The 23,237-nt window shown below is 47.3% G+C and carries 18 protein-coding genes and 4 tRNA genes; 1 reads left to right on the plus strand and 21 read right to left on the minus strand.

Annotated features, from left to right (window positions below; genetic code table 11):
• Positions 1–2 precede the first annotated feature (2 nt).
• From Q1B47_RS11775 to recA, 8 genes are all read right to left on the minus strand, one after another.
• Positions 3–76, minus strand: a tRNA-Arg gene (locus Q1B47_RS11775).
• A 32-nt stretch (positions 77–108) separates the two neighbouring features.
• A tRNA-Arg gene (locus Q1B47_RS11780) sits at positions 109–185 on the minus strand.
• 34 nt (positions 186–219) lie between these two features.
• A tRNA-Arg gene (locus tag Q1B47_RS11785) sits at positions 220–296 on the minus strand.
• Between the two features lie 22 nt (positions 297–318).
• A tRNA-Ser gene (locus tag Q1B47_RS11790) sits at positions 319–410 on the minus strand.
• Positions 411–867: 457 nt separating this feature from the next.
• Entirely contained in the window at positions 868–1,065 is a 198-nt protein-coding gene (gene csrA, locus Q1B47_RS11795; RefSeq protein ID WP_299793623.1) for a carbon storage regulator CsrA, read from the minus strand.
• 480 nt (positions 1,066–1,545) lie between these two features.
• The gene (alaS, locus tag Q1B47_RS11800) at positions 1,546–4,170 is read right to left on the minus strand and encodes an alanine--tRNA ligase (RefSeq protein ID WP_299793626.1); all 2,625 of its coding nucleotides are present in this window, start codon (positions 4,168–4,170) and stop codon (positions 1,546–1,548) included.
• A gap of 212 nt (positions 4,171–4,382) precedes the next feature.
• Positions 4,383–4,757 carry a RecX family transcriptional regulator gene (locus tag Q1B47_RS11805; RefSeq protein ID WP_299793629.1) on the minus strand — a complete coding sequence of 125 codons (375 nt, stop codon included), beginning with the start codon at positions 4,755–4,757 and terminating at the stop codon, positions 4,383–4,385.
• Positions 4,758–4,831: 74 nt separating this feature from the next.
• Positions 4,832–5,893: a recombinase RecA gene (gene recA, locus Q1B47_RS11810; RefSeq protein WP_299793632.1), complete on the minus strand. Its 1,062-nt coding sequence runs from the start codon at positions 5,891–5,893 to the stop codon at positions 4,832–4,834.
• Between the two features lie 339 nt (positions 5,894–6,232).
• Here recA and mutS point away from each other — a divergent pair, with 339 nt between their 5' ends.
• On the plus strand, positions 6,233–8,812 hold the full coding sequence (gene mutS / locus Q1B47_RS11815; protein WP_299793635.1) for a DNA mismatch repair protein MutS: 2,580 nt from the start codon (positions 6,233–6,235) through the stop codon (positions 8,810–8,812).
• Positions 8,813–9,036: 224 nt separating this feature from the next.
• On the opposite strand, the gene rpoS is transcribed toward mutS, so the two are convergent.
• The 13 genes from rpoS to rlmD all read right to left on the minus strand — a co-directional run bounded on the left by rpoS (position 9,037) and on the right by rlmD (position 23,179).
• Positions 9,037–10,008: an RNA polymerase sigma factor RpoS gene (gene rpoS, locus Q1B47_RS11820; protein ID WP_299793638.1), complete on the minus strand. Its 972-nt coding sequence runs from the start codon at positions 10,006–10,008 to the stop codon at positions 9,037–9,039.
• Between the two features lie 76 nt (positions 10,009–10,084).
• Positions 10,085–10,999, minus strand: coding sequence for a peptidoglycan DD-metalloendopeptidase family protein (locus tag Q1B47_RS11825; RefSeq protein ID WP_299793642.1), 915 nt, complete (start codon positions 10,997–10,999; stop codon positions 10,085–10,087).
• A gap of 35 nt (positions 11,000–11,034) precedes the next feature.
• Positions 11,035–11,670 (minus strand): protein-L-isoaspartate(D-aspartate) O-methyltransferase, encoded by a 636-nt coding sequence (locus tag Q1B47_RS11830; RefSeq protein WP_299793645.1) that lies wholly within the window; start codon positions 11,668–11,670, stop codon positions 11,035–11,037.
• Positions 11,667–12,416, minus strand: coding sequence for a 5'/3'-nucleotidase SurE (gene surE, locus Q1B47_RS11835; protein ID WP_299793648.1), 750 nt, complete (start codon positions 12,414–12,416; stop codon positions 11,667–11,669). Before surE ends, Q1B47_RS11830 begins: the two co-directional genes overlap by 4 nt.
• A 63-nt stretch (positions 12,417–12,479) precedes the next feature.
• A complete protein-coding gene (locus Q1B47_RS11840; protein ID WP_299793651.1) occupies positions 12,480–13,547 on the minus strand; it encodes a tRNA pseudouridine(13) synthase TruD in 1,068 nt (355 codons plus the stop codon).
• A gap of 66 nt (positions 13,548–13,613) precedes the next feature.
• On the minus strand, positions 13,614–14,099 hold the full coding sequence (gene ispF / locus Q1B47_RS11845) for a 2-C-methyl-D-erythritol 2,4-cyclodiphosphate synthase (RefSeq protein ID WP_299793655.1): 486 nt from the start codon (positions 14,097–14,099) through the stop codon (positions 13,614–13,616).
• Between the two features lie 84 nt (positions 14,100–14,183).
• Complete coding sequence (gene ispD / locus Q1B47_RS11850; RefSeq protein ID WP_299793658.1) at positions 14,184–14,888, minus strand: 2-C-methyl-D-erythritol 4-phosphate cytidylyltransferase; 705 nt, start codon at positions 14,886–14,888, stop codon at positions 14,184–14,186.
• Between the two features lie 43 nt (positions 14,889–14,931).
• Entirely contained in the window at positions 14,932–15,234 is a 303-nt protein-coding gene (gene ftsB, locus Q1B47_RS11855; protein ID WP_299793661.1) for a cell division protein FtsB, read from the minus strand.
• A 209-nt stretch (positions 15,235–15,443) separates the two neighbouring features.
• The gene (gene eno, locus Q1B47_RS11860) at positions 15,444–16,739 is read right to left on the minus strand and encodes a phosphopyruvate hydratase (protein WP_299793664.1); all 1,296 of its coding nucleotides are present in this window, start codon (positions 16,737–16,739) and stop codon (positions 15,444–15,446) included.
• Positions 16,740–16,858: 119 nt separating this feature from the next.
• Complete coding sequence (locus Q1B47_RS11865) at positions 16,859–18,496, minus strand: CTP synthase (RefSeq protein ID WP_299793667.1); 1,638 nt, start codon at positions 18,494–18,496, stop codon at positions 16,859–16,861.
• A 122-nt stretch (positions 18,497–18,618) separates the two neighbouring features.
• A complete protein-coding gene (mazG, locus tag Q1B47_RS11870) occupies positions 18,619–19,410 on the minus strand; it encodes a nucleoside triphosphate pyrophosphohydrolase (RefSeq protein ID WP_299793670.1) in 792 nt (263 codons plus the stop codon).
• A 100-nt stretch (positions 19,411–19,510) separates the two neighbouring features.
• A complete protein-coding gene (gene relA / locus Q1B47_RS11875; protein ID WP_299793673.1) occupies positions 19,511–21,718 on the minus strand; it encodes a GTP diphosphokinase in 2,208 nt (735 codons plus the stop codon).
• Between the two features lie 132 nt (positions 21,719–21,850).
• Positions 21,851–23,179 (minus strand): 23S rRNA (uracil(1939)-C(5))-methyltransferase RlmD, encoded by a 1,329-nt coding sequence (gene rlmD, locus Q1B47_RS11880; protein ID WP_299793676.1) that lies wholly within the window; start codon positions 23,177–23,179, stop codon positions 21,851–21,853.
• Between the last annotated feature and the right edge of the window lie 58 nt (positions 23,180–23,237).

Here is a 23,237-nt window from a genome sequence, read left to right on the forward strand (position 1 = left end):
GGTACGCGTGGGAGGATTCGAACCTCCGACCGCCTGGTTCGTAGCCAGGTACTCTATCCAGCTGAGCTACACGCGCACAAATAAAATCATCGGACTCGCTATATTGAATGGTACGCGTGGGAGGATTCGAACCTCCGACCGCCTGGTTCGTAGCCAGGTACTCTATCCAGCTGAGCTACACGCGCAACGTATTTCAATATATTCCGTCGACTCACAAAATGGTACGGATGGGAGGATTCGAACCTCCGACCGCCTGGTTCGTAGCCAGGTACTCTATCCAGCTGAGCTACATCCGCATCGAATTTTGCAAGCAAGAAATGGCGGAGAGGGAGGGATTCGAACCCTCGATGGGATTTAAAGCCCATACTCCCTTAGCAGGGGAGCGCCTTCGGCCACTCGGCCACCTCTCCGTTTCTTGGCGCACATATTACTGTTTGAAGAAAATAAGTCAAACCATTTCTTTTAAAGCATTTCTGTTTGGAGCGTTTTTAAACAGATTAACCAATTATTATACCGAACCAATTAAATATCTGATCAGCCAGCGGGAACAGAGCGACTCAATAAGACAAAGATAACGGCTAAGCCCTTACGGCACCCCATATCATTGAGTCAGTCAGCACTATTTAACCTGAGCCCGATGACGGTTAACAGCTGGAGTGGTTATAACCCGACAAGGTCTGCTTACAGTCATTGAATTAAAACCTGAACCATTGAAATATTGACTCAATTAAAGAACTGGACTCAAAACATTGAGTAAGCCATTTCAAAGCAGAACCGATGGGATCTCTAATCCTGGGACAGAAAGCAAAAAAGCCAGCTATCAACTGACTTCTCTATTTAAAGACTCACATTTGTGAAGCTGGCAGATTAAAAATTACCGCCCTCTGAAGGACTGCCGGCTTTCTCAGACTGAATGCGCTGGTAGATCTCTTCACGATGCACAGACACTTCTTTAGGCGCATTAACACCGATACGCACTTGATTACCTTTAACGCCTAAAACAGTGACAGTTACTTCATCACCAATCATCAGTGTTTCACCAACACGACGAGTCAATATCAGCATTCGTTTACTCCTTTAGTTCCTAATTCTGCTTTATACGGCACTAATCCGTTATATAACCTTATTATAAGGTTAGCTTAGTACAAATTAATAGTACTCTTGCCGAAATCCCTCATTAAAATGCAGCAAATTTAATTCAAAAGCGTGATATAGCCCCCGAACCGTACCTGATAACATGCTAGGGCCATGCTAATAGCTAACTAACAGTAAGCTGTGCCACTAAGCTAGCATTAAATCCTCCATTACCCAAGGAACAAATCTCCATAGAGACAAGATAGATCTATTCATTATCAATTACATTAACAACTCCTACATTAACCCGGTCAAACTATTACAACAGGCGATAGTATTTTGATTGCAGGAGGCTTCACGGGCGATTGACCTTATCAGCACTGAGGTGCGAGGCAAAGCTGCTGCCATATAAAAAAGCGCTTCAGATGACTGAAGCGCTTTTTAATCAACAAAGGCAATTTACACCGGCACTTAAGCCAGGCGTTCAGCAAGCCATGGAATCACTTGCTCTAAGGCACTATCAAGGTTTTCTGGTTGGCTGCCACCGGCTTGCGCCATATCCGGACGTCCACCACCTTTACCACCGACTTGTGATGCGATAGATGCAACCAACTCTCCCGCCTTAACTTTAGAGGTCAGGTCTTTCGTGACTCCTACGATAAGGTTAACTTTGGCTTCTCCGGCGATACCAAGCACTACGATGCCCGAACCTAACTTCTGTTTAAGCTCATCCTGCAATCCACGTAGCGCCCCAGCTTCGACACCATCGAGTTTCTTGACCAGCACATTAACACCGTTAACCTGCTGAGCTTCACCCGCCAAATCAGCACTCGTAGCCGCAGCGAGCTTATCTTTAAGCTGCGATAACTCTTTCTCAAGCATCTTAGTACGATCCAGTTGAGCCTTCAGCTTAGAAACGACTGAAGCACTGTCAGCCTTAAGCAAAGCTGCCGCCTGATCTAACTCCGCTTTTTGCGATGCGACATGGGCCATAGCCGCAGCACCTGTTACCGCTTCGATACGACGAACACCCGCCGCGATCCCACCTTCAGAGGTGATCTTAAACAGGCCGATATCGCCGGTACGACCAACGTGAGTACCACCACAAAGCTCGATCGAGAAGTCACCCATTGTCACAACCCTGACTTCATCGGCATACTTCTCACCGAAGAGCGCCATCGCGCCCTTCTCTTTAGCTTGCTCCATATCCATCACTTCGGCGCTAAGCTTATGGTTTCTACGGATCTGAGTGTTAACCAGATCTTCAACCGCCTTGAGCTCTTCAGGCTTAACCCCCTCGAAATGAGAGAAATCAAAACGCAACCTTTCAGCATCAACCAAGGAGCCTTTTTGAGTCACGTGAGTACCCAACAATTGACGCAGAGCCGCATGTAACAGGTGGGTGACAGAGTGGTTGAGTTCGGTGCGATGACGCAGCTTCTTGTCGACGTTCGCTTCGAGGCTATCACCGACCGTTACCGTACCTGAAGTTAATGTTCCTTGATGACCAACGGCTTGGCCATACTTTTGAGTATCCTTCACATCAAACTCGACACCAGCGGCCGACAATATCCCCCGGTCACCACACTGCCCGCCCGACTCTCCATAAAAGGGAGTGCTGTCGAGGACGATAACGGCTTCATCACCGGCATTCAAAGAGTCGACCGACTCTCCCGCCTTGTAGATTGCGGTGATCTTTCCCGGTGCAGTTAATTCGGTATAACCTGAGAAGTGGGTCTGCTCATCAATTTTCAGGGAGTCATTGTAGTCTGTTTCGAACTGCCCCGCCGCCTGAGCACGGCTTCTCTGCTCAGCCATCGCGGCTTCAAAGCCCTCCTCATCTACAGTGATCTCACGCTCACGACAGACATCGGCAGTCAAATCAACAGGGAAACCGTAGGTATCATATAGCTTAAATGCCGTTTCACCGTCTAACACATCCCCCTTAAGCGCATTCAGGGCTGCGTCTAAGATCCCTAAACCACGCTCGAGTGTACGCGCAAACTGTTCCTCTTCGGCTTTCAACGACTTCTCAACAATAGCTTGAGTAGCCACTAAACCTTTTGCCGCATCTCCCATCACTTCAATTAATGTAGGAACCAACTTATAGAAGAAGGAGTCGGTGGCACCAAGCTTATTACCATGACGAACCGCACGACGAATAATACGACGAAGTACATAACCACGCCCCTCATTCGATGGCATCACACCGTCGGCGATCAGGAAGGCACAGGAGCGAATGTGATCGGCAATAACCCGCAGCGACTTATTCTCTAAATCGTTTACCGATAAGATCTCTGCAGTCTTCTTGATCAACGCCTGGAAGATATCGATCTCGTAATTTGAATGAACACCCTGCATGATTGCAGCGATACGTTCAATTCCCATACCCGTATCCACAGACGGCTTAGGCAATGGCAACATCTCACCATCTGATTGACGGTTGTACTGCATGAAAACGATGTTCCAGATCTCGATGAATCTGTCACCATCTTCTTCCGGGGTCCCTGGACGTCCGCCCCAAATATGCTCTCCATGATCATAGAAAATTTCCGAACATGGGCCACAAGGTCCGGTATCACCCATCTGCCAGAAGTTGTCAGACGCATAAGGGGCACCTTTATTGTCACCGATACGGATGAGGTTTTCTGCGGGTACGCCTATCTCTTTGGTCCAGATATCATAAGCTTCATCATCGGTTTCATAAATTGTGACACATAGACGCTCTTTAGGCAGCTTCAGCTCTTGAGTCAGAAAGTTCCATGCAAAAGAGATAGCATCACGCTTAAAGTAGTCGCCAAAACTAAAGTTGCCCAGCATCTCAAAGAAAGTATGATGACGGGCCGTATAGCCCACATTATCTAAGTCATTGTGCTTACCACCGGCACGAACACAACGCTGAGACGATGCCGCACGCGTATAGCTGCGCTTATCTTCACCCAGAAACACATCTTTAAACTGGTTCATACCTGCATTGGTAAATAGCAAGGTTGGATCGTTTACAGGTACCAGTGAACTGCTGTCCACAACCTGATGACCGTTAGTACGGAAATACTCTAAGAAAGCACTTCTTAGCGCTGCAGTGGTTTGATACATGAAATCATCCTGAATAAGGTTAAGCTAACAGTGACTTTGTGAAATCACCGACATTCTATTTAGCCGAACATTATAATCAGTCTCAATGATAACAACCAGAGTTTTAGGAGGGGAAAGTCGCAAAGGAAAGATAAAGAGAAAATAAAGTGTGTCTCTAAACCTGTTCTATGTTTTAAAGCGGTAGGCTCCACACTTAAAAATAGCGACTCTATTCATCGTCGGGGGTCATAGTCCAGCGCATAGGTTATCTGGCCATATGCCCCCTGACCCAACAGGCATCGGATCCGTTTGACTTCATCTTTGTTAGCTTTGATGGGAGAGGCAGAATACTTCTTGAAGGCTTTTTGCTTAGCCGACTCATACCAATCACAATCACAGGCATCTAAGGCATCTAAGGCATCTAAGGCAAGGCTATTGATATCTTTATCCAGCCCCTTACTGATATGAGTTCTGATGAGTAGTTCGCCATAGCGGCTGTCATCGGGAAAACCACTGGCTTCACACAGGTCTAAGACCTCTTCTATCTCTGCGGAACCAAACCTTCTGAATATTAGCTTACTCTTGGCGGGAGTAATCGCGGCGCGCAAGTTGCGCGACCGCGAAATAGTGAGCCCAATGGCCCTAATCTTTACAGATCGGTCGACTTAATAGTGAAGAGGGATTAAAACACTTCGCCCGTCTCAAGATCGATATTCTCATCGCCACTGGCAGGGTCCGCCGCAGGTGCCGCCGGAGATAACAGCAATGCACGAAGTGCAGTATCGATCTCTTCGGCAACGGCAGGGTTCTCAACCAGATACTTACCTGCATTAGCACGCCCCTGACCTATCTTATCGCCTTTATAGCTATACCAGGCACCCGCTTTTTCGATCAGCTTATGAGCCACCCCCAGATCGACAAGTTCACCTGTGCTGTTAATACCCTGTCCATATAAGATCTGGAACTCGGCTTGCTTAAACGGCGCCGCAACCTTATTTTTAACAACCTTGACGCGGGTTTCGTTACCTACCACCTCATCACGATCCTTAATGGCACCGGTACGACGGATATCCAGACGGACCGAAGCATAAAACTTAAGCGCATTACCACCAGTTGTAGTTTCGGGGTTACCAAACATGACACCAATCTTCATACGAATTTGGTTAATGAAGATAAGCATGGTATTGGTTTGCTTAAGATTACCCGCAAGCTTACGCATCGCCTGACTCATCATACGCGCCGCAAGCCCCATATGAGAATCACCGATCTCACCTTCGATTTCGGCTTTAGGTGTCAGTGCTGCAACCGAGTCGACGACAATAACATCGACGGCGCCGGAGCGTGTCAAGGCATCACAAATCTCCAGTGCCTGCTCACCGGTATCAGGCTGTGAACAAAGCAGGTTATCAATATCAACACCCAACTTCTGTGCGTAGATAGGATCCAATGCATGCTCGGCATCGATAAAGGCACACACTTTACCTTCACGTTGTGCCGCTGCAATGACTTCAAGAGTCAGCGTTGTTTTACCCGATGATTCCGGACCATAAATTTCTACAATACGTCCCATAGGAAGACCACCGGCGCCCAAGGCTACATCCAAAGAGAGTGAACCGGTAGAGATAGTCTCAACATCCATAGAGCGGTTTTCGCCCAACTTCATGATAGAGCCTTTACCGAACTGCTTTTCGATCTGCCCTAATACGGCGTTAAGTGCTTTCTCTTTGTTCCCATCAATCTTCATTTCAAAATCCTCAGAGGCGCAGCGATTACGCTGATATAAATCTTGTGATGACCCCTCCGGTTAATCTCTGTCAGGAAACATATCCGTTGGGAGTCTCAATATGCAAACTAGTATACTGTACAATCATACAGTATCAAGTGCTGATCATGATTATTTTTTCTCAACCCCGATTCAAGCAGCGAAGCAGCTGTTACCCCTGATAAAATTCAATCTCACTATTTTTCAGCAGAAAAGGCTCAATAATAGAGAAAATATTGATAATATTGGCGCCAACTATTTATGGCTACTCAACCCGTTGATAAAGCCCGCTCAAAACGTCAGAGAAGAGACGACCTGTAGATGAAAGAAATCGATACCCAAAACCTAGAAAAACACACGCCAATGATGCGCCAGTACCTGACGCTAAAAGCTGAGCACCCGGAGATGTTACTCTTTTATCGCATGGGGGATTTCTACGAACTATTTTACGACGATGCCAAGAAAGCGTCTGAGCTATTGGGGATCTCACTGACGGCCAGAGGAAAGAGCGGCGGTGATCCCATTCCTATGGCGGGACTGCCTTACCACGCGGTCGAGGGCTACTTAGCTAAGCTGGTTCAACTAAGAGTCTCTGTCGCCATCTGTGAGCAGGTCGGCGATCCGGCGACCTCTAAAGGGCCTGTAGAGAGAAAAGTGGTTCGCATCGTCACGCCCGGCACCTTAACCGATGAGGCCCTGTTACAGGAGAGGCAAGATAACCTGCTCGCCGCCGTTTATCACGGTAAGAGTGGCTATGGATACGCGACACTGGATGTTAGTTCAGGGCGCTTTGTCGTAGCAGAGCTTGCAACCACAGAGGCACTGGAAGCCGAACTACAACGTACAAACCCGGCAGAACTCCTCTATAGTGAAGATTTCTGTGAGATGGGATTAATCTCAAGCTTTAACGGTAAACGCAGACGCCCCGAGTGGGAATTTGATTTCGACACCAGTCAAAAGTTACTCCTCAATCAATTTGGAACTAAAGATCTGCGTGGGTTCGGTTTGGATGATGCCCGCCTGTCTCTGCAGGCTGCCGGTTGTTTAATGCAGTATGTCAAAGACACTCAACGAACGGCACTGCCTCATATCAATTCGATCGTTCGCTTCAACCAGAGCGAGAGTATCGTTCTGGATGCTGCAACCCGGCGAAACCTGGAGCTAACGCTCAACTTACAGGGGGGCCATGAAAACACCTTAGCCTCGGTACTGGATAATACTGCGACCCCAATGGGAAGCCGTATGCTTCAACGTTGGATCCATGAACCTTTAAGGGACCGACAGCAGATAGAGTCCCGTCAGAGTGCGCTCACAGAGATCCTGGATACTAACCTGTTCGATACGCTCGAGCCACTGCTGAAAGCCTTAGGCGATGTCGAGCGTATCACCGCCAGACTGGCCCTTCGTAGCGCAAGGCCCAGAGATTTTGCACGCCTGAAACAAGCCATCTCAATTTTGCCTGAAATTCAGCAATCCCTCGCCCCTTGTCAGTCACCGCACCTCCATCATCTGGGCAGAAAGCTGGGGGAGTTTCCTGACGAGCTTGAACTGTTAGAGCGTGCAATAGTGGATAACCCTCCTATGCTTATCCGCGATGGAGGCGTACTGAAAGAGGGTTATAATGCCGAGCTTGATCAGTGGCGGGCACTTAGTCAGGGCGCTACCGATTACCTCTCTGAACTCGAAGCCAGAGAGAAAGAGTTAACCGGAATATCGACACTCAAGGTCGGCTATAACCGGGTCCATGGTTACTACATTGAAGTCAGCCGCAGGGAATCTGATCTGGTGCCATTAAGCTATCAGCGCAGACAGACACTCAAAAATACTGAGCGTTATATCATCGCTGAGCTTAAAGAACACGAAGAGAAGGTACTCTCCAGTCAAGGGAAGGCACTGGCTCTGGAGAAACAGTTATGGGAACAGTTATTTGATAAAATACTACCAAAACTTCATGATTTACAGCAGTTTGCACAAGGCGCAGCCGAGCTCGACGTGCTCAACAATTTTGCCGAACGTGCCGAAACCTTAAATTACAACTGTCCTACTCTGTCACAGACTTCGGGTATACATATCGAGTCGGGACGTCACCCGGTCGTTGAGCAAGTCAGTCAGACCCCTTTTATTGCCAACCCGGTAACCCTGAGCCCATCAAGAAAAATGCTCATCGTCACCGGACCCAATATGGGGGGTAAATCGACCTATATGCGCCAGGTTGCCTTGATCACCTTAATGGCTCATATTGGATCCTATGTTCCCGCCCAGAGTGCCGTGATAGGGCCCGTAGATCGTATCTTTACCCGTATCGGTGCAGCCGATGACCTGGCTTCGGGTCGTTCAACCTTCATGGTCGAGATGACCGAAACCGCCAATATTCTCCATAATGCCACCCCGGAAAGCCTGGTGTTGATGGATGAGATAGGTCGGGGGACATCGACCTATGATGGCCTGTCTCTCGCCTGGTCTGCTGCCGAGTATCTGGCTCAGAAAATTGCAGCTATGACCCTGTTCGCTACCCACTACTTTGAACTGACTCAACTCCCCGAGATCATGTCCAATGTTGAAAATGTTCACCTTGATGCCATCGAACACGGTGACTCTATTGTGTTTATGCATGCGGTACAGGAGGGGGCAGCAAGCAAGAGCTATGGCTTACAGGTGGCCGCATTGGCAGGAGTCCCCAATAAGGTTATCACCGCAGCTAAACATAAGTTACACCACTTAGAGAGTCGTGATGCTCACTCAGATACTGGCGAAGCAGTCACTGGCGGTCAACAAAACATGGTATTTGATGAACCGACAAACTCAGTTTTAGATGATGCATTGGATAAGGTTAACCCCGATGAATTAACACCGAGGCAGGCGCTTGATATCCTGTATGAGCTCAAACAGTTAACGAAATAGTCCACCAACGGAAACCCATTTCGCTCAAATAACAAAAAGCGCACATAGATGTGCGCTTTTTTAGTTATCTTAAATGCCTGATAAAATAATAAGTTATCTACAACGAATAGTGAAAAACAAAACAGATAACTATTATAAGAATGCCTGGAGTTATCAGAGCACCTTCTTAGATGCTAACTACTTAAGAGTCAAAGCTCATAAATGCGTTAAGTAGTTATACAAACTTAAATTTTAAATATCGCTTCGACCGATAGTCCCTGTGAACCCAGCAGATCTTTGAGTCGTTTTAACGCTTCAACCTGTATCTGACGAACACGCTCTCTGGTTAATCCAATCTCTTTACCTACATTTTCAAGGGTAGATGGTTCATAACCCAGCAATCCAAAACGGCGCGCTAACACCTCTCTCTGTTTTGTATTGAGCTCATCTAACCACTTCACAACTGACTTAGACATATCTTCATCCTGGACCTTATAGTCCGGGCCGACATTATCGTCATCGGCAAGCACATCCAGTAATGCCTTATCATTATCTCCACCTAGAGGAGTATCGACAGATGTGATCCTTTCATTGAGCTTTAACATACGACTGACATCTGCACTTGGAAGGTCTAACTTTTCTGCTATCTCTTCAGCCGTAGGTTCGTGATCTAACTTGTGCGCTAACTCTCTGGCCGTTCTCAGGTAGACATTAAGCTCTTTAACAACATGAATCGGTAGACGAATCGTTCTGGTTTGATTCATGATGGCACGTTCAATTGTCTGCCTAATCCACCAGGTTGCATAGGTTGAGAAACGGAAACCTCTTTCAGGATCAAACTTCTCTACGGCTCTTATCAGACCTAAGTTTCCCTCTTCAATGAGGTCCAAAAGTGCTAAACCACGGTTGTTGTAACGACGGGCAATTTTTACGACTAATCTTAGATTACTTTCGATCATGCGATTGCGAGATTTTGCACAGCCTTTTAAGGCTTTGCGTGAAAAATAAACCTCTTCTTCCGCACTCAATAGGGGGGAAAAACCAATTTCACTTAAGTACAGCTGAGTTGCATCAAGGTTTTTCTGCAAATCATCCTGCACTTGCTGTTCCAGCTCATTTTCTTGTGCTTTATTTCCTTTGTTAATGACACAATCAGACTCATTCTTAGACAAGTCCACTAAAGGCTCCGCTATTGCGGTACTGTTTTTACGGCCCATAAATGATCTCCCAAATTTTTCTCAAAAATTACTGCACTTTACTATCCTCCAATTGCCAAAATCGGCCCCTAAACCATTATTGTTTAGGTAAATATTTTAGTGGGTTAACAGATTTTCCATGGTAACGGATCTCGAAATGTAACATGACCCGATCGGTACCCGTACTACCCATTTTTGCCAGCGTTTGCCCTACGGCAACAAACTGTTTCTCTTTGACTAAGATCTTATCTGCATGTGCGTAGGCGCTTAAGTAATCATCACTGTGTTTGATAATGACTAAGTTTCCATAGCCTCGAAGTGCACTTCCCGCATATACAACACGCCCATCGGCTGCGGATTTTATTATGTCACCACGATTCCCTGCTATCTTAATTCCTTTATTTCCCTGCTCTTTGGCAGAAAAAGTACCAATCAACTTACCTTTCCTTGGCCACTGCCATCGGCTTACCTTTTTTGGAAGTATATCGGTTTGCCTGTGGACAACCTGGTTAACACTTTGTTGATTGCTTGTTACAGAATACTCAGAGTTGTGAGCTGGATCAAGTGATTTTTTTGACGGCGCTGCTTTTACCTCTCCAGCCACCACACCCTTTTTATCCACCTGTTTATTAAGGGATTTACCCACTTTCGATACAACTTTAGGACTAGTTTTTGACGTGCTTTTAGACTGTTGACTATTTGTAACAGACCGTGTCAAATTGAGGTTAAGTTTCTGCCCGGGATATATGGTATAAGGCTTCTTCAGATTGTTTTTATTAGCTAATTTAATGAAATCATTGTTCGATGCCCATGCGATGGAGTAGAGGGTATCTCCTTTCTTTACGCGATAAGAATCAGATTTTAATGAGCCTTTGTTATAAGCCGTTTTGACCGGAATGTTGACGCTTGCAACAGGTGCGGGTCTATCTGACTGAAAACTGCAGCCGGCTATGATTACTGACAGGAAACAAAAACATAAAATGCCCCAATAGGTTTTAAACGCAACGACCAAGAAACGCTCCTAAACTTAACTGTCCACCGCGAACTTTATGCCAGCTCACCATTAACCAGCGGCACGAAACGCACCATCTCGACCACTTCAGAACTAAAAGTATCGCCATGACGCACCACTTTCAGTAGTTGTTGCGACTCTTCACCGACTGGAATAACCAGCACACCATTATCGGCTAACTGAGCGAGCAGAGCCTCAGGTATACTGCTGGCTGCAGCGGTAACCATGATTGAGTCAAAAGGCCCCTTATTAGCCCACCCTTTCCAGCCATCCCCATACTTGAAGGAGATATTGTGAAGATCCAATCTCTTGAGTCGCTGTCTTGCCTGGATCTGTAAGCTCTTGATACGTTCCACCGTGCATAGTTCAGGAACCAGTTGAGCCAGAATAGCAGCCTGGTAACCCGAACCTGTACCTATCTCCAATACCTTTGAGGGGGCATTTTCCAATAAGAGCTCAGTCATTCTCGCAACAATATAGGGCTGAGAGATAGTTTGCCCCTGTCCTATGGGCAGGGCGGTATTCTCATAAGCCTTGTGGCCAAGCGCCGTATCCAGAAACAGTTCCCTGGGAGTATCGGCCAAGGCTTTTAAAACATCTTCGTTTTTAATCCCCGCTTGGTGCAAACTTCTTGCTAAGTTCAGCGCCGACTTTGTTGCTACCCCATTCATATCTTATCTATCCATTGTTGCATTGTTGAGATCTGTTCAAAAGCCGTCAAGTCGACAGTCAAAGGCGTAACTGACACATAACCATTGGCCACCGCATGAAAATCGGTCCCCTCACTGGCATCTTGTTCATCCCCGGGAGGGCCTAACCAAAATATATCTCGTCCGGCGGGATCCTGAGTACGAACCATGCCTTCGGCTTTATGGCGAGCCCCGAGTCGCGTTACCTTAATCCCCTTAATCTGCTCGATAGGCAGATCAGGGACATTGATATTCAAGATTTGATCATGTGCTATCGGTTTGTTCAACAAGCCTGCTATTACTTTACAGGCAAAATGTGCGGCCGTTTCATAATGGGTCAGGCTCGAACCAACCAAAGAGATGGCGATAGCCGGTAAACCGAGAAACCGCCCCTCCATCGCAGCAGCAACGGTACCTGAATACAGGGTATCATCACCTAAGTTCGCCCCGGCATTAATACCGGATACAACCATATCGGGTTCATCGCTATACAGCTCTCGAATAGCTAAATGTACACAGTCGGTAGGAGTTCCACTTACCGAGACATAACCATTACTCAAGGTATTGATACGTAGAGGGTTAGTCAAGGTCAAAGAGTTACTGGCTCCCGAGCAGTTACGATCGGGGCCTACGGTCATCACCTGATAAGAAGTGGATAGTGCGTCTGATAGTGCTTTTATGCCAGGCGCCGTAACACCATCATCATTACTTACAAGGATCTTAATCATTAATTGCCAGCTCTGTTTTACTGTTTGCGCTTACTCTATTTTAGGCCTGATTGGCTAAATCGTTTAAGCATTAGACTCGTCTAGTTTAGCTTGTTGACGCAACCGAAACTCGCGTTCTCTGACATCTTCGTAATCAAACAGCTCTCTTAATACCGAGGTTGCGAAACATCCCGCAGGCAGAGCAAACTTGATGACTAAGGTATCATCGCCCTCCTGTTGATAACTCAAGTGCTGTGGCTCAAGCAAAAGAGGGCGTCGCTCCTGGCTTAAACCTGCGCGCTCCAGGCCATCACGATCCAGCTCATATTCACTGAGCACCTCAGATTCGAACTTCGCCGCCTCACCCAAAGGTAAAGCAGCCCCCCTTCCCCACATAGGCGCCGATAACTGAATATCTTTCTCTGCAAGGCGGGCGATCAGGGTTTCATCCCACTGCTCAGCTGTAAAATAGCTCTTGCTTCCCGCTAAAAGAACACTATCACCGTTTAATCTGGATAGGCCGTGCTCGGCCAATCTTGCCGACACCACCAGATTGAACAGATAGGAGCGTACAGCAGAGAGATACATGCTACTTTTTTTTCTATCTTTAACTTTACGCCCGGTAAACATCTGCCGACCGAAGATTAAATTTTTTCCGTCGTGACCAAACCTCTGCTCACCAAAGTAGTTAGGCACCCCAGTCTCTTTAACCTTCCCGATTCTGGCTATAACATCTTCCATATCGGATATCTGGCGCAGAGTCAGTGTGAAACGATTTCCGGCCAAAGCGCCGATACGCAGTTTCTTACTGTGTCTGCTGCTGGAGAGGATGGTGAGTTGCTCACTATTCAGGCTGGTCCAATCCGGTGTTTCCTTACCGGGAATTCGTACACCAAACCACTGCTCGGTAACGGCATTCTTATCTTTCTGCCCGGCATAGGTAACCTCTTTAGGATGAACATGGGCAAACCCGGAGAGAATCTTGGCCACATCCGCGGTATTCAGGCCATCTTTTCTAATATGAAGAAGGTGATGTTCACCCTCGCCCGTTGGCACAAATGGAAGGATCTCCTGTACCTGGAAATCGCTGTTATGTGTGCGCAGGTCTGCTTTAGAAGCAGGTTTACCATGTAAATAATGAAGTTCAATCATGATCAATCTTTATCTCAATCGGGTGTAGCAAATTAGTATTAAATAATAACCCGGCTAAATTGTCAGTTATTGCTCAGGCTTGACAAGAAGCACGACGGCTTCAACGGCAATCCCCTCTTTACGACCGGTAAAGCCCAGTTTTTCAGTCGTTGTCGCCTTCACATTGATATTGTCTATCTTAGTTTCAAAATCGAGAGCTATAACCTCACGAATGGCGGCGATATGGGGGGCAATTTTGGGTGCCTGAGCAATGATAGTGACATCCAGATTACCTATCTCATAGCCCTTGTCTTTAGCCAGGTGGTAACAGTGGCGAAGCAGTTTGCGACTATCGGCTCCCTTAAACTCTTCATCGGTATCGGGAAAGTGTTTTCCGATATCCCCTAGTGCTACGGCTCCGAGAACTGCATCTGAGATAGCATGTAAAACAACATCGCCATCCGAATGCGCAATAAGCCCTGTCTCATAGGGAACATGCACCCCACCGAGTAACAGTGGTGATTCTCCACCAAATTTATGCACATCAAAACCATGACCAATACGTATATTCATTTACAATCCATATTTCTGTTTATAACGCCCGCTGCCATACTGGCAACTCGGGAATAGAGCGACACTTATGGCGATAAATAAAGTTTATCGCCCTAAGTTAGCGGTACTTCCTAAGAATAAGCCTGCCAGTACAAGATCATCCGGGTGAGTGATCTTAATATTATCGGCTCTTCCGATAACCAACCCCGGCGCCACGCCGGCCCACTCCATCGCAGAGGCTTCATCTGTAATATTTGCACCTATCGTTAACGCTTGCTCAAGATTTACTTGCAGCTCTTTAGCCGGAAATAGCTGAGGTGTTAATGCATGCCACAGCTGTTCCCTGCACACAGTCTCTTTTACGGTGCCATCGGCGTTACCACGCTTCATGGTATCTCTGACCGGCGCAGCCAGAATGGCTCCCTGAGGAAAGCACTCTCGTGATGCAATGAGCTTATCGATATCACCATGAGTCAAACAGGGGCGTGCGGCATCATGAACCAAGGCCCAGCAGTCATCACTAAGATGATTCAAACAGGCAAGCACCGAGTCGGCTCTCTCGGCTCCCCCTATAACGGCTCGCAGTTTTGGGTGTGAAGATTGAGATAAACTATTGAAGAAGCTGTCCTCGGGGTGAAGCGCCACTATCACCTCAGATATTCCAGGATGACTCAGGAGTATCTCCAGTGTCAGGCCTAAAATGGGTCTCTCACCTATCTGCAGGTACTGCTTGGGGATTTCGGCTCCCATTCGACTACCGATGCCGGCAGCTGGCACGATAGCTACAATTTTATCTTGGCTGTCATTCATTTTAGAACGCTCTTGCTAAATTCAGTTGGTAAACAAGGAGGAGTTACTGGCTTGATCCATTAAGCGATTGTCGTTGTCCTCCAACGACACGAAAGAATGTCTCATCTTTTTTTACCATGCCCAACTCATTGCGGGCACGCTCCTCTAGCGCCTCGGTCCCGCTACGGAGATCGATAATCTCTTCCCGCAATACTTGATTTCGTGCGACCAATTTAGCATTACTCACTTGCTGCATACTGATCTGCTCTCGCAGATGAAACGATTCAGGCAGGCTATTCACTCCTAACCAAAGCTGGTATTGAAGTAAGCCTAACAGGGCTACTAATACAAACAGGAGACGCTTCATAGCTAGCTCAATACTCACTATTGAAAATTCGACGACATAGCAAAGGATAGTAACAAAAAAGGCCACCTAATGGTGACCTTTTCAATATTCGCAGTAATTTAATCGTTTTTTGCTGTCCCTGTCATCTTAAATCTCCGTTTCAACACCTAACATATGGTGCTGAGCTAGCATTTAATGATGCTTAGGTAGCTAAAAACTAAGCGGATAAATTATGCCTTACCTTTGATTTCGCTACGACCGCGGTATGGTGCTTTCTCACCTAACTGCTCTTCGATACGTAGTAGTTGGTTGTACTTAGCAACACGGTCACTACGACATAGAGAACCAGTCTTGATCTGACCCGCAGATGTTGCAACAGCAAGATCGGCAATCGTTGCATCTTCAGTTTCACCACTACGATGAGAGATGACAACGGTATAACCTGCATCTTTCGCCATGCGAATAGCAGCAAGGGTCTCAGTCAAAGAACCGATCTGGTTAAACTTGATCAAGATTGAGTTAGCGATGTTGTTATCGATACCACGCTTGAGGATCTTAGTGTTAGTAACGAACAGATCGTCACCTACCAGCTGGATCTTGTCACCCATGATCTGAGTCTGATACGCCCAACCATCCCAATCTGACTCATCCAAGCCATCTTCGATAGAAGCGATTGGATACTCTTCAGTCAGTGACTTAAGGAAGTCAGAGAAACCGTTAGCGCTGAAGACTTTACCTTCACCGGTAAGGTCATACTGACCATCTTTGTAGAACTCAGAAGCTGCACAATCAAGTGCAAGAGTCACATCTTCACCTAGCTTGTAACCCGCTTTTTCCACAGCAACTTTGATCATTGCCAGTGCATCGGCATTTGAAGCTAAGTTAGGAGCGAAACCACCTTCGTCACCAACTGAAGTGCTAAGGCCTTTCTCCTGAAGTACTTTCTTCAGGTTATGGAAGATCTCGGCGCCTACGCGAAGTGCTTCACGGAAAGTTTTAGCACCAACAGGCTGAACCATAAACTCCTGGATATCCACGTTGTTATCAGCGTGTTCACCACCGTTTAAGATGTTCATCATAGGAACAGGCATAGAGTACTGACCTGCAGTGCCGTTTAGCTCTGCGATATGCGCATATAAAGGCATGCCTTTAAATGATGCAGCAGCCTTAGCAGCAGCCAGTGATACAGCCAAGATAGCATTAGCACCCAGCTTGTCTTTGTTCTCGGTACCGTCAAGATCGATCATGATCTGATCAAGCTCGGCTTGAGAGGTGGCATCTTTGCCCATTAACGCATCACGGATAGGACCATTGATGTTAGCAACAGCCGCTAATACACCTTTGCCCATGTAGCGAGCCTTGTCGCCATCGCGTAACTCTAATGCTTCACGGCTACCGGTAGAAGCACCCGATGGCGCAGCTGCCATACCGTTAAATCCACCTTCCAGATGAACTTCAGCTTCTACTGTTGGGTTACCACGTGAATCCATGATCTCGCGACCAATGACATTAATGATTTTAGACATAATTACCTCGATTTAAGTTTAAAATTAAAAGTTAAAATAAAATCTGGTCACCTGAATTTACATTACCAAAAAGCAAAAAGGGCCGCTTCCAGTCAAATGGAAGCGGCCCTTAAATTGGTTTAGCCTAAATCGCGTTTCTGGTACGCGGTGGCTGCAGCAACAAAACCTACGAATAATGGCTGACCATCACGAGGCGTTGATGTAAATTCAGGGTGGAATTGACCTGCAACAAACCAAGGATGGTTTGGCAGTTCAATCATCTCGACTAGCTGGCGGTCAGAAGAGAGACCACTAAATACTAAGCCTGCTTTTTCAAGACGATCTTTATAGTTGTTGTTGACTTCATAGCGATGACGGTGACGCTCGACACAAGTATTACCATCATATGCAGCTGCCGCTTTCGACCCCTCTTCAAGATGGCAAAGCTGTGCACCTAAACGCATGGTGCCGCCAAGATCAGACTCTTCATGGCGTTGCTCTACATTTCCATCTCCGTCGATCCACTCTGTGATAAGACCGACGACCGGGTGCGGTGTTTCTTTGTTAAATTCTGTTGAATGAGCACCTTCCAGGCCGGCAACGTGACGTGCAAACTCGATCAACGCAACCTGCATGCCCAGACAGATACCAAAATATGGCAGGTTATTCTCACGGGCGTATTTAGCCGCAAGGATCTTACCCTCTACGCCGCGCTCACCGAATCCACCCGGAACCAGGATACCGTCTAAGCCTTCGAGAACTTCATCCCCTTTCGCTTCAACCGTTTGTGAGTCGATATACTTGATGTTCACTGATACACGATTGAAAAGGCCAGCATGTTTCAACGCTTCATTCACCGACTTATAAGCATCGGGTAATTCGATGTACTTACCAACCATACCAATGGTGACTTCACCCGTTGGGTTAGCTTCCTGGTAGATAACATTTTCCCACTCGTGAAGATCGGCTTCTTTACACTCAATATTGAAGCGCTTGGTCACGATATCATCGAGCCCCTGGGCACGAAGGAGTGCAGGGATCTTGTAGATGCTATCGACATCTTTAAGAGAGATAACGGCACGCTCTTCAACATTACAGAATAGAGATATTTTCGCTTTTTCATTGGCTGGAATAGCACGGTCGCCACGACAGATCAGGATATCCGGTGCGATACCGATAGAGCGAAGCTCTTTTACTGAATGCTGTGTCGGTTTAGTCTTCACTTCACCAGCTGCACCCAGGAATGGTACCAATGTAAGGTGCATAAACAGAGAACGATCACGCCCAAGCTCTACACTTAGCTGACGAATAGACTCTAAGAATGGTAGTGATTCGATATCACCAACGGTTCCGCCTATCTCAACGATAGCAACATCATGCCCTTCGCCGCCCGCAAGCACTTTCTCTTTGATCGCATTGGTAATATGAGGAATGACCTGGATGGTGGCACCTAAGTAATCACCACGACGCTCTTTACGAAGTACCTCTTCATAGATACGACCGGTCGTGAAGTTATTACGACGGTTCATCTTGGTGCGAATGAAGCGCTCATAGTGACCTAAGTCGAGATCGGTCTCGGCACCATCTTCTGTGACAAACACTTCACCGTGTTGTGTCGGGCTCATAGTACCCGGGTCCAAATTGATATAAGGATCCAGCTTCATTATGGTTACATTAAGGCCACGGGCCTCTAAAATTGCTGCTAAAGATGCTGCTGCAATGCCTTTACCTAGTGATGAAACCACGCCACCAGTAACGAAGATATACCTTGTTGTCATTATGAACCTGAGAAAGTGAGTTGGAAATATGTGCTTGTATGAAAGCACTAGGACGGGGCGTAATTATACCAAAGCCCTAGCGATTCGACAAACAAGTTAAACAATAATTTTGATCTAAATGTCTATTCCTGTAATTTTATTTCACCCCAATAACACTCCAATTCCTCTAAAGTGTGCTCCTGCATCGACTTGCCACTCTGCCCTGCCAAGGCCTCTACGCCCCTAAAGCGGCGTTCAAACTTGCTGTTGGCCTGACGAAGTGCCTGCTCGGGCTCCACCCCCAGGTGTCTTGAGAGGTTCACGACGGCAAACAATAGATCGCCCATCTCATCCTGAACCTTAGAGGGGTTCACCTCCTGTTGCTCCACTTCATGCAAAACCTCATCGATCTCTTCATGAATCTTGTCGACAACAGGTGCAAGCTCAACCCAATCGAAGCCGACCCGAGCCACCCGTTTCTGAATCTTCATCGAGCGTGACAATGCGGGCAACCCAAGCGGGATATTATCCAGCACCGAATGTAGCTCCTTTTCACTGCGTTCGCTTGCCTTTATCTTCTCCCAGTTATCTTTCACCTGTTCGGCACTGGCACCTTCCAGTTCACCAAAAACATGGGGATGTCTAGAAGTGAGTTTAGTACAGATTTTGCCAACCACATCTGCAAAATCGAACAGCCCCTGCTCTTTTCCAAGTTGACAATAGAACACCACCTGAAAAAGCAGGTCACCTAACTCGTCAGGCAGTTCATCGAGCGCCATTCGCTCTATGGTATCGGCGACCTCATAAGCCTCCTCCAGCGTAAAAGGCACTATGGTTTCAAGTGTCTGCGCCCTGTCCCAGGGACAACCACTTTCAGGGTCCCTGAGTTTAGCCATGATTTCGAGAAGGGGTTGCATGTCGGCATTATGATGCATCGATGTTCCTTGAATGAATGTTACTATTTAAGTCAAAACAAAAATGAAAATGACGACCTGGGCCGTCATTTATAAGCAATCTATACCAATTAGGCCAATGTTATAGTCTTCTGGCCTCACTGACTCCATCGATCTGAGTCAACTTAGCGATCACTCTCGATAAACCATCGAGGTTATAGAGCTCAAGTTCGAGTTCAATTGCCGCCGTTTGTGTTTTAACATCCGAAGAGGAGCTCATCGCCATCACATGGGTCTTCTCCGCCGCCAATACCGATGTCAGGTCACGCAACAGACCCGAGCGATCGTTGGCAATGATTCGAAGACGGATCTTGTACCCCCCGGAATAGTTCTCCCCCCAGACCACATCCACGGCTCGTTCAGGATGGGCTCGCATCAGCTCTTTCACCTGCTCGCAATCGGCTCTATGTACCGAAATACCACGCCCCTTGGTGATAAAGCCAAAGATCTCATCGCCCGGCACGGGCTGACAACAGCGAGCAATATGGCTCATAAGATTGCCTACACCGTTGACCTCTACCTGCCCCTTACCCTTACGAGTACTCTTGCTTTGACTCTTTTTGACCAGATCTTCTACCGCTTCCTCATCCGAGAGATCATTGATTCGCATCTGGCTCTGAACGTGGTTAACGACCTGATTCAGGCGGACATCACCACCTCCTATCCCCGCAAGAAGATCGTCCATACTCACCATGTTAAAACGCTCGACCGCGCTGTGGGCATCCTTAATCCTCAAGCCGGAACGGGATAGCTCTGCCTCAAGCATCTCTTTACCGGCAACGATATTCTTATCTCTGTCCTGTTGCTTAAACCAGTGCTGAATTTTCGAACGAGCCCGGGAGGTACGAATATAGCCCAGATTTGGATTCAGCCAGTCACGCTTAGGGTTTGGATGCTTGGAAGTGATGATCTCAATCCGCTCACCGGTTTCCACCTGATAGGTGAAAGGCACGATTCTGCCATCGACCTTGGCACCGATACACTTATGACCGACATGCGAATGAATGTAGTAGGCAAAATCCAATACGGTTGAGCCAAGGGGCAGATCGACCACTTCGCCATTGGGAGTAAATACATAGACACGATCTTCGAAGACCTGACTGCGAACCTCTTCGACCAGGTTGCCACTTTCGGCGACATCTTCCTGCCATTGAAGGATCTTACGCAACCAGTTAATTTTCTCCTCATAACCGCTCTGTTTACCGCCACTCGCCCCCTCTTTATATTTCCAGTGGGCGGCGACACCGAGTTCAGCATCTTCATGCATCTGCTCGGTACGGATCTGGATCTCTACCGTTTTCCCCTCCGGGCCGACAACTATCGTATGAATTGATTGATAGCCGTTAGGTTTAGGGTTCGCCACATAGTCATCAAACTCACGGGGAATATGGTGCCAAAGCGTATGCACAACTCCCAGGGCGCCATAACAATCCTGTAGCCTGTCGGTCACGATACGCACCGCGCGCACATCGAAGAGCTCATCAAACTTGAGATCTTTGCCCTTCATCTTTTTCCAGATGCTGTAGATATGCTTAGGACGACCATAGACTTTCGCTCTGATCTGGTCTTTATCTAAGCGGTTCTGCAGTTGAGCGACGAAATCATCGATAAAGGTTTCACGATCGATTCGCTTACCATCGAGTTGCTTGGCGATCTCTTTATAAGTTTCCGGGTGAAGATAGCGAAATGAGATATCCTCAAGCTCCCACTTGAGTTGACCGATACCCAGCCTGTTCGCTAAGGGAGCATAGATATCTGCAATTTCACGAGCCAACAACACACGGGTCTCTTCGTCGGCATTTTTCACTTCACGCAGCAGGCAGATCCGTTCGGCCAACTTAATCACGACGGCCCGTACATCTTCGACCATCGCCAGCAACATGCGACGAATGTTGTCGATTTGAGGCTCTCCGGCCCTGGATTGATCATCGACCTTAAGCGCTCCGATGGCGTTCATGGTTTCGACGCTGCTCACCAGTCTGGCTAACCCGCTTCCGAAAGTCTCCTCTAACGCCTCTTTAGACAGTAGACCGGCTTCGAATACAACAAACAGCACAGAAGCCTGAAGCGTATCGATATCCATATTCAGCGGCGCGAGGATCTCGATCATCTCTCTTGCACGCTGGTTCAGCAGATCATTATCTTCTTCACTCTCGGCAACCATTGTTTCGATACGGCTGATCAGTTCAAGTAAAGTCTGGGCTTCATCCGTATCGCTGATGTAGCGATTGACCCACTCCTCCAGCTGAAAATCCGGATCACTAAAGTGTGCTTCTCGAACTGATACCATCTCAATAACGTCCTTAATTGATAATTAAAAGAGTGGTAAACAACACCACCCATGGAAGTAATGTATCTATCTTCAGCATTGTGCCGTACTTGTCAATTAACAAACGCTGACAAATGAGGCAATTAACAGAAATTAATCCAATTCAAACAGCGCCATGGCTTCGATATGATGCGTTTGCGGAAACATGTCGATCAAACCCAGCCTTTTAAGCTTATAACCATGCTTTAACAGAGGTTCGCTGTCCCTGGCTAAACTTGAGGGATCGCATGAGACATAAACTATCGCCTTGGGCTTCATCTTTTTCAGCCACTGAAGACTCTCAAATGCCCCCGCTCTGGCCGGGTCTAATAGCAGTTTATCCACCTTTCCTAACCATGGCTCTTTAGAGAGATCGGCACTCAGGTCCGTATGAAAGAATGACACATTCTCAATTTTACTGTCGGCGGCATTATCTCTGGCCTGTTTAACCATCTCGGGAACACCCTCGACACCGATCACCTCGCCGCCGGCCCTTGCCAATGGCAGGCTGAAGTTTCCGACGCCGCAAAACAGATCCAGTACCCGCTCATCCCCCTGTACAGATAACCAATCGACAGCCTGTTTAACCATAGCCTCGTTGATGGCGGCATTTACCTGCACAAAGTTTCCCGGAGTAAAGTTAAGCTTCACGTCACCTAAGGTATAATATGGCAGCTCATCGTTATCTCCGAAAATGGTAAGCTCACCTTCATTCCCTTGAACAACCAGACTTATGCTTTTCTCATTTGCGAAGCAGGCGAGCTTCTTCGCATCTTTGTCAGACAGTGCCTTAGTCATCCTCAATACGGCAAAGTAGCCATTATCGGCATCGATCAACTCCAGGTGCCCCAGCGCCTTCTTAGCCGTGAGTTGATTAAGTAACACCGAAATGGGCGAAATCAGATCGGATAGGGGCTTAGCGAGAACCGGACACTGCTTGATATCTATAACCTGCCTGCTCGAAGAGGCTCGAAAACCTAAGGTTATCTGCTTACTCTCTTTGTTGTAGTAGGTCGCCAAACGAGCACGTCTGCGATAATGCCAGCCATCACCGGTTAATGCCGGGGCCAGTAACTCGGCTTCGGTATGACTCAACTTAGCCATAAGATCGACCAGTGTAGACTGTTTATGACTACGTTGCTTATCTATCGAAAGGTGTTGCAGGTCGCATCCTCCACACTTGTCATAGTAGGGGCACCTGGGTTCAACCCTATCATGGGAATCTGACTCGACCTTGAGCAACTTTGCGCGGGCATGGCGCTTCTTCTGCTCGATAAGCTGTGCCGCTACCCTTTCACCGGGAAGGGCACCGGGAATAAAGACAACTTTCCCCTGATGCTGGGCTATTCCGGCACCTAAGTGATCCAATTGAGTCACATCTAATGTGACTTTTGCCGATAGTTGCTTAGAACTGTTTGGTTTCGCTTTAAAAAACTGTGCCATTTAGGCCTCTAAATCAATAATAATACTGGCCAAGACTGCCTCTCTTCTGGCAGTCTAG

Source organism: uncultured Shewanella sp. (genome assembly GCF_947501225.1).
Taxonomy (GTDB): domain Bacteria; phylum Pseudomonadota; class Gammaproteobacteria; order Enterobacterales; family Shewanellaceae; genus Shewanella.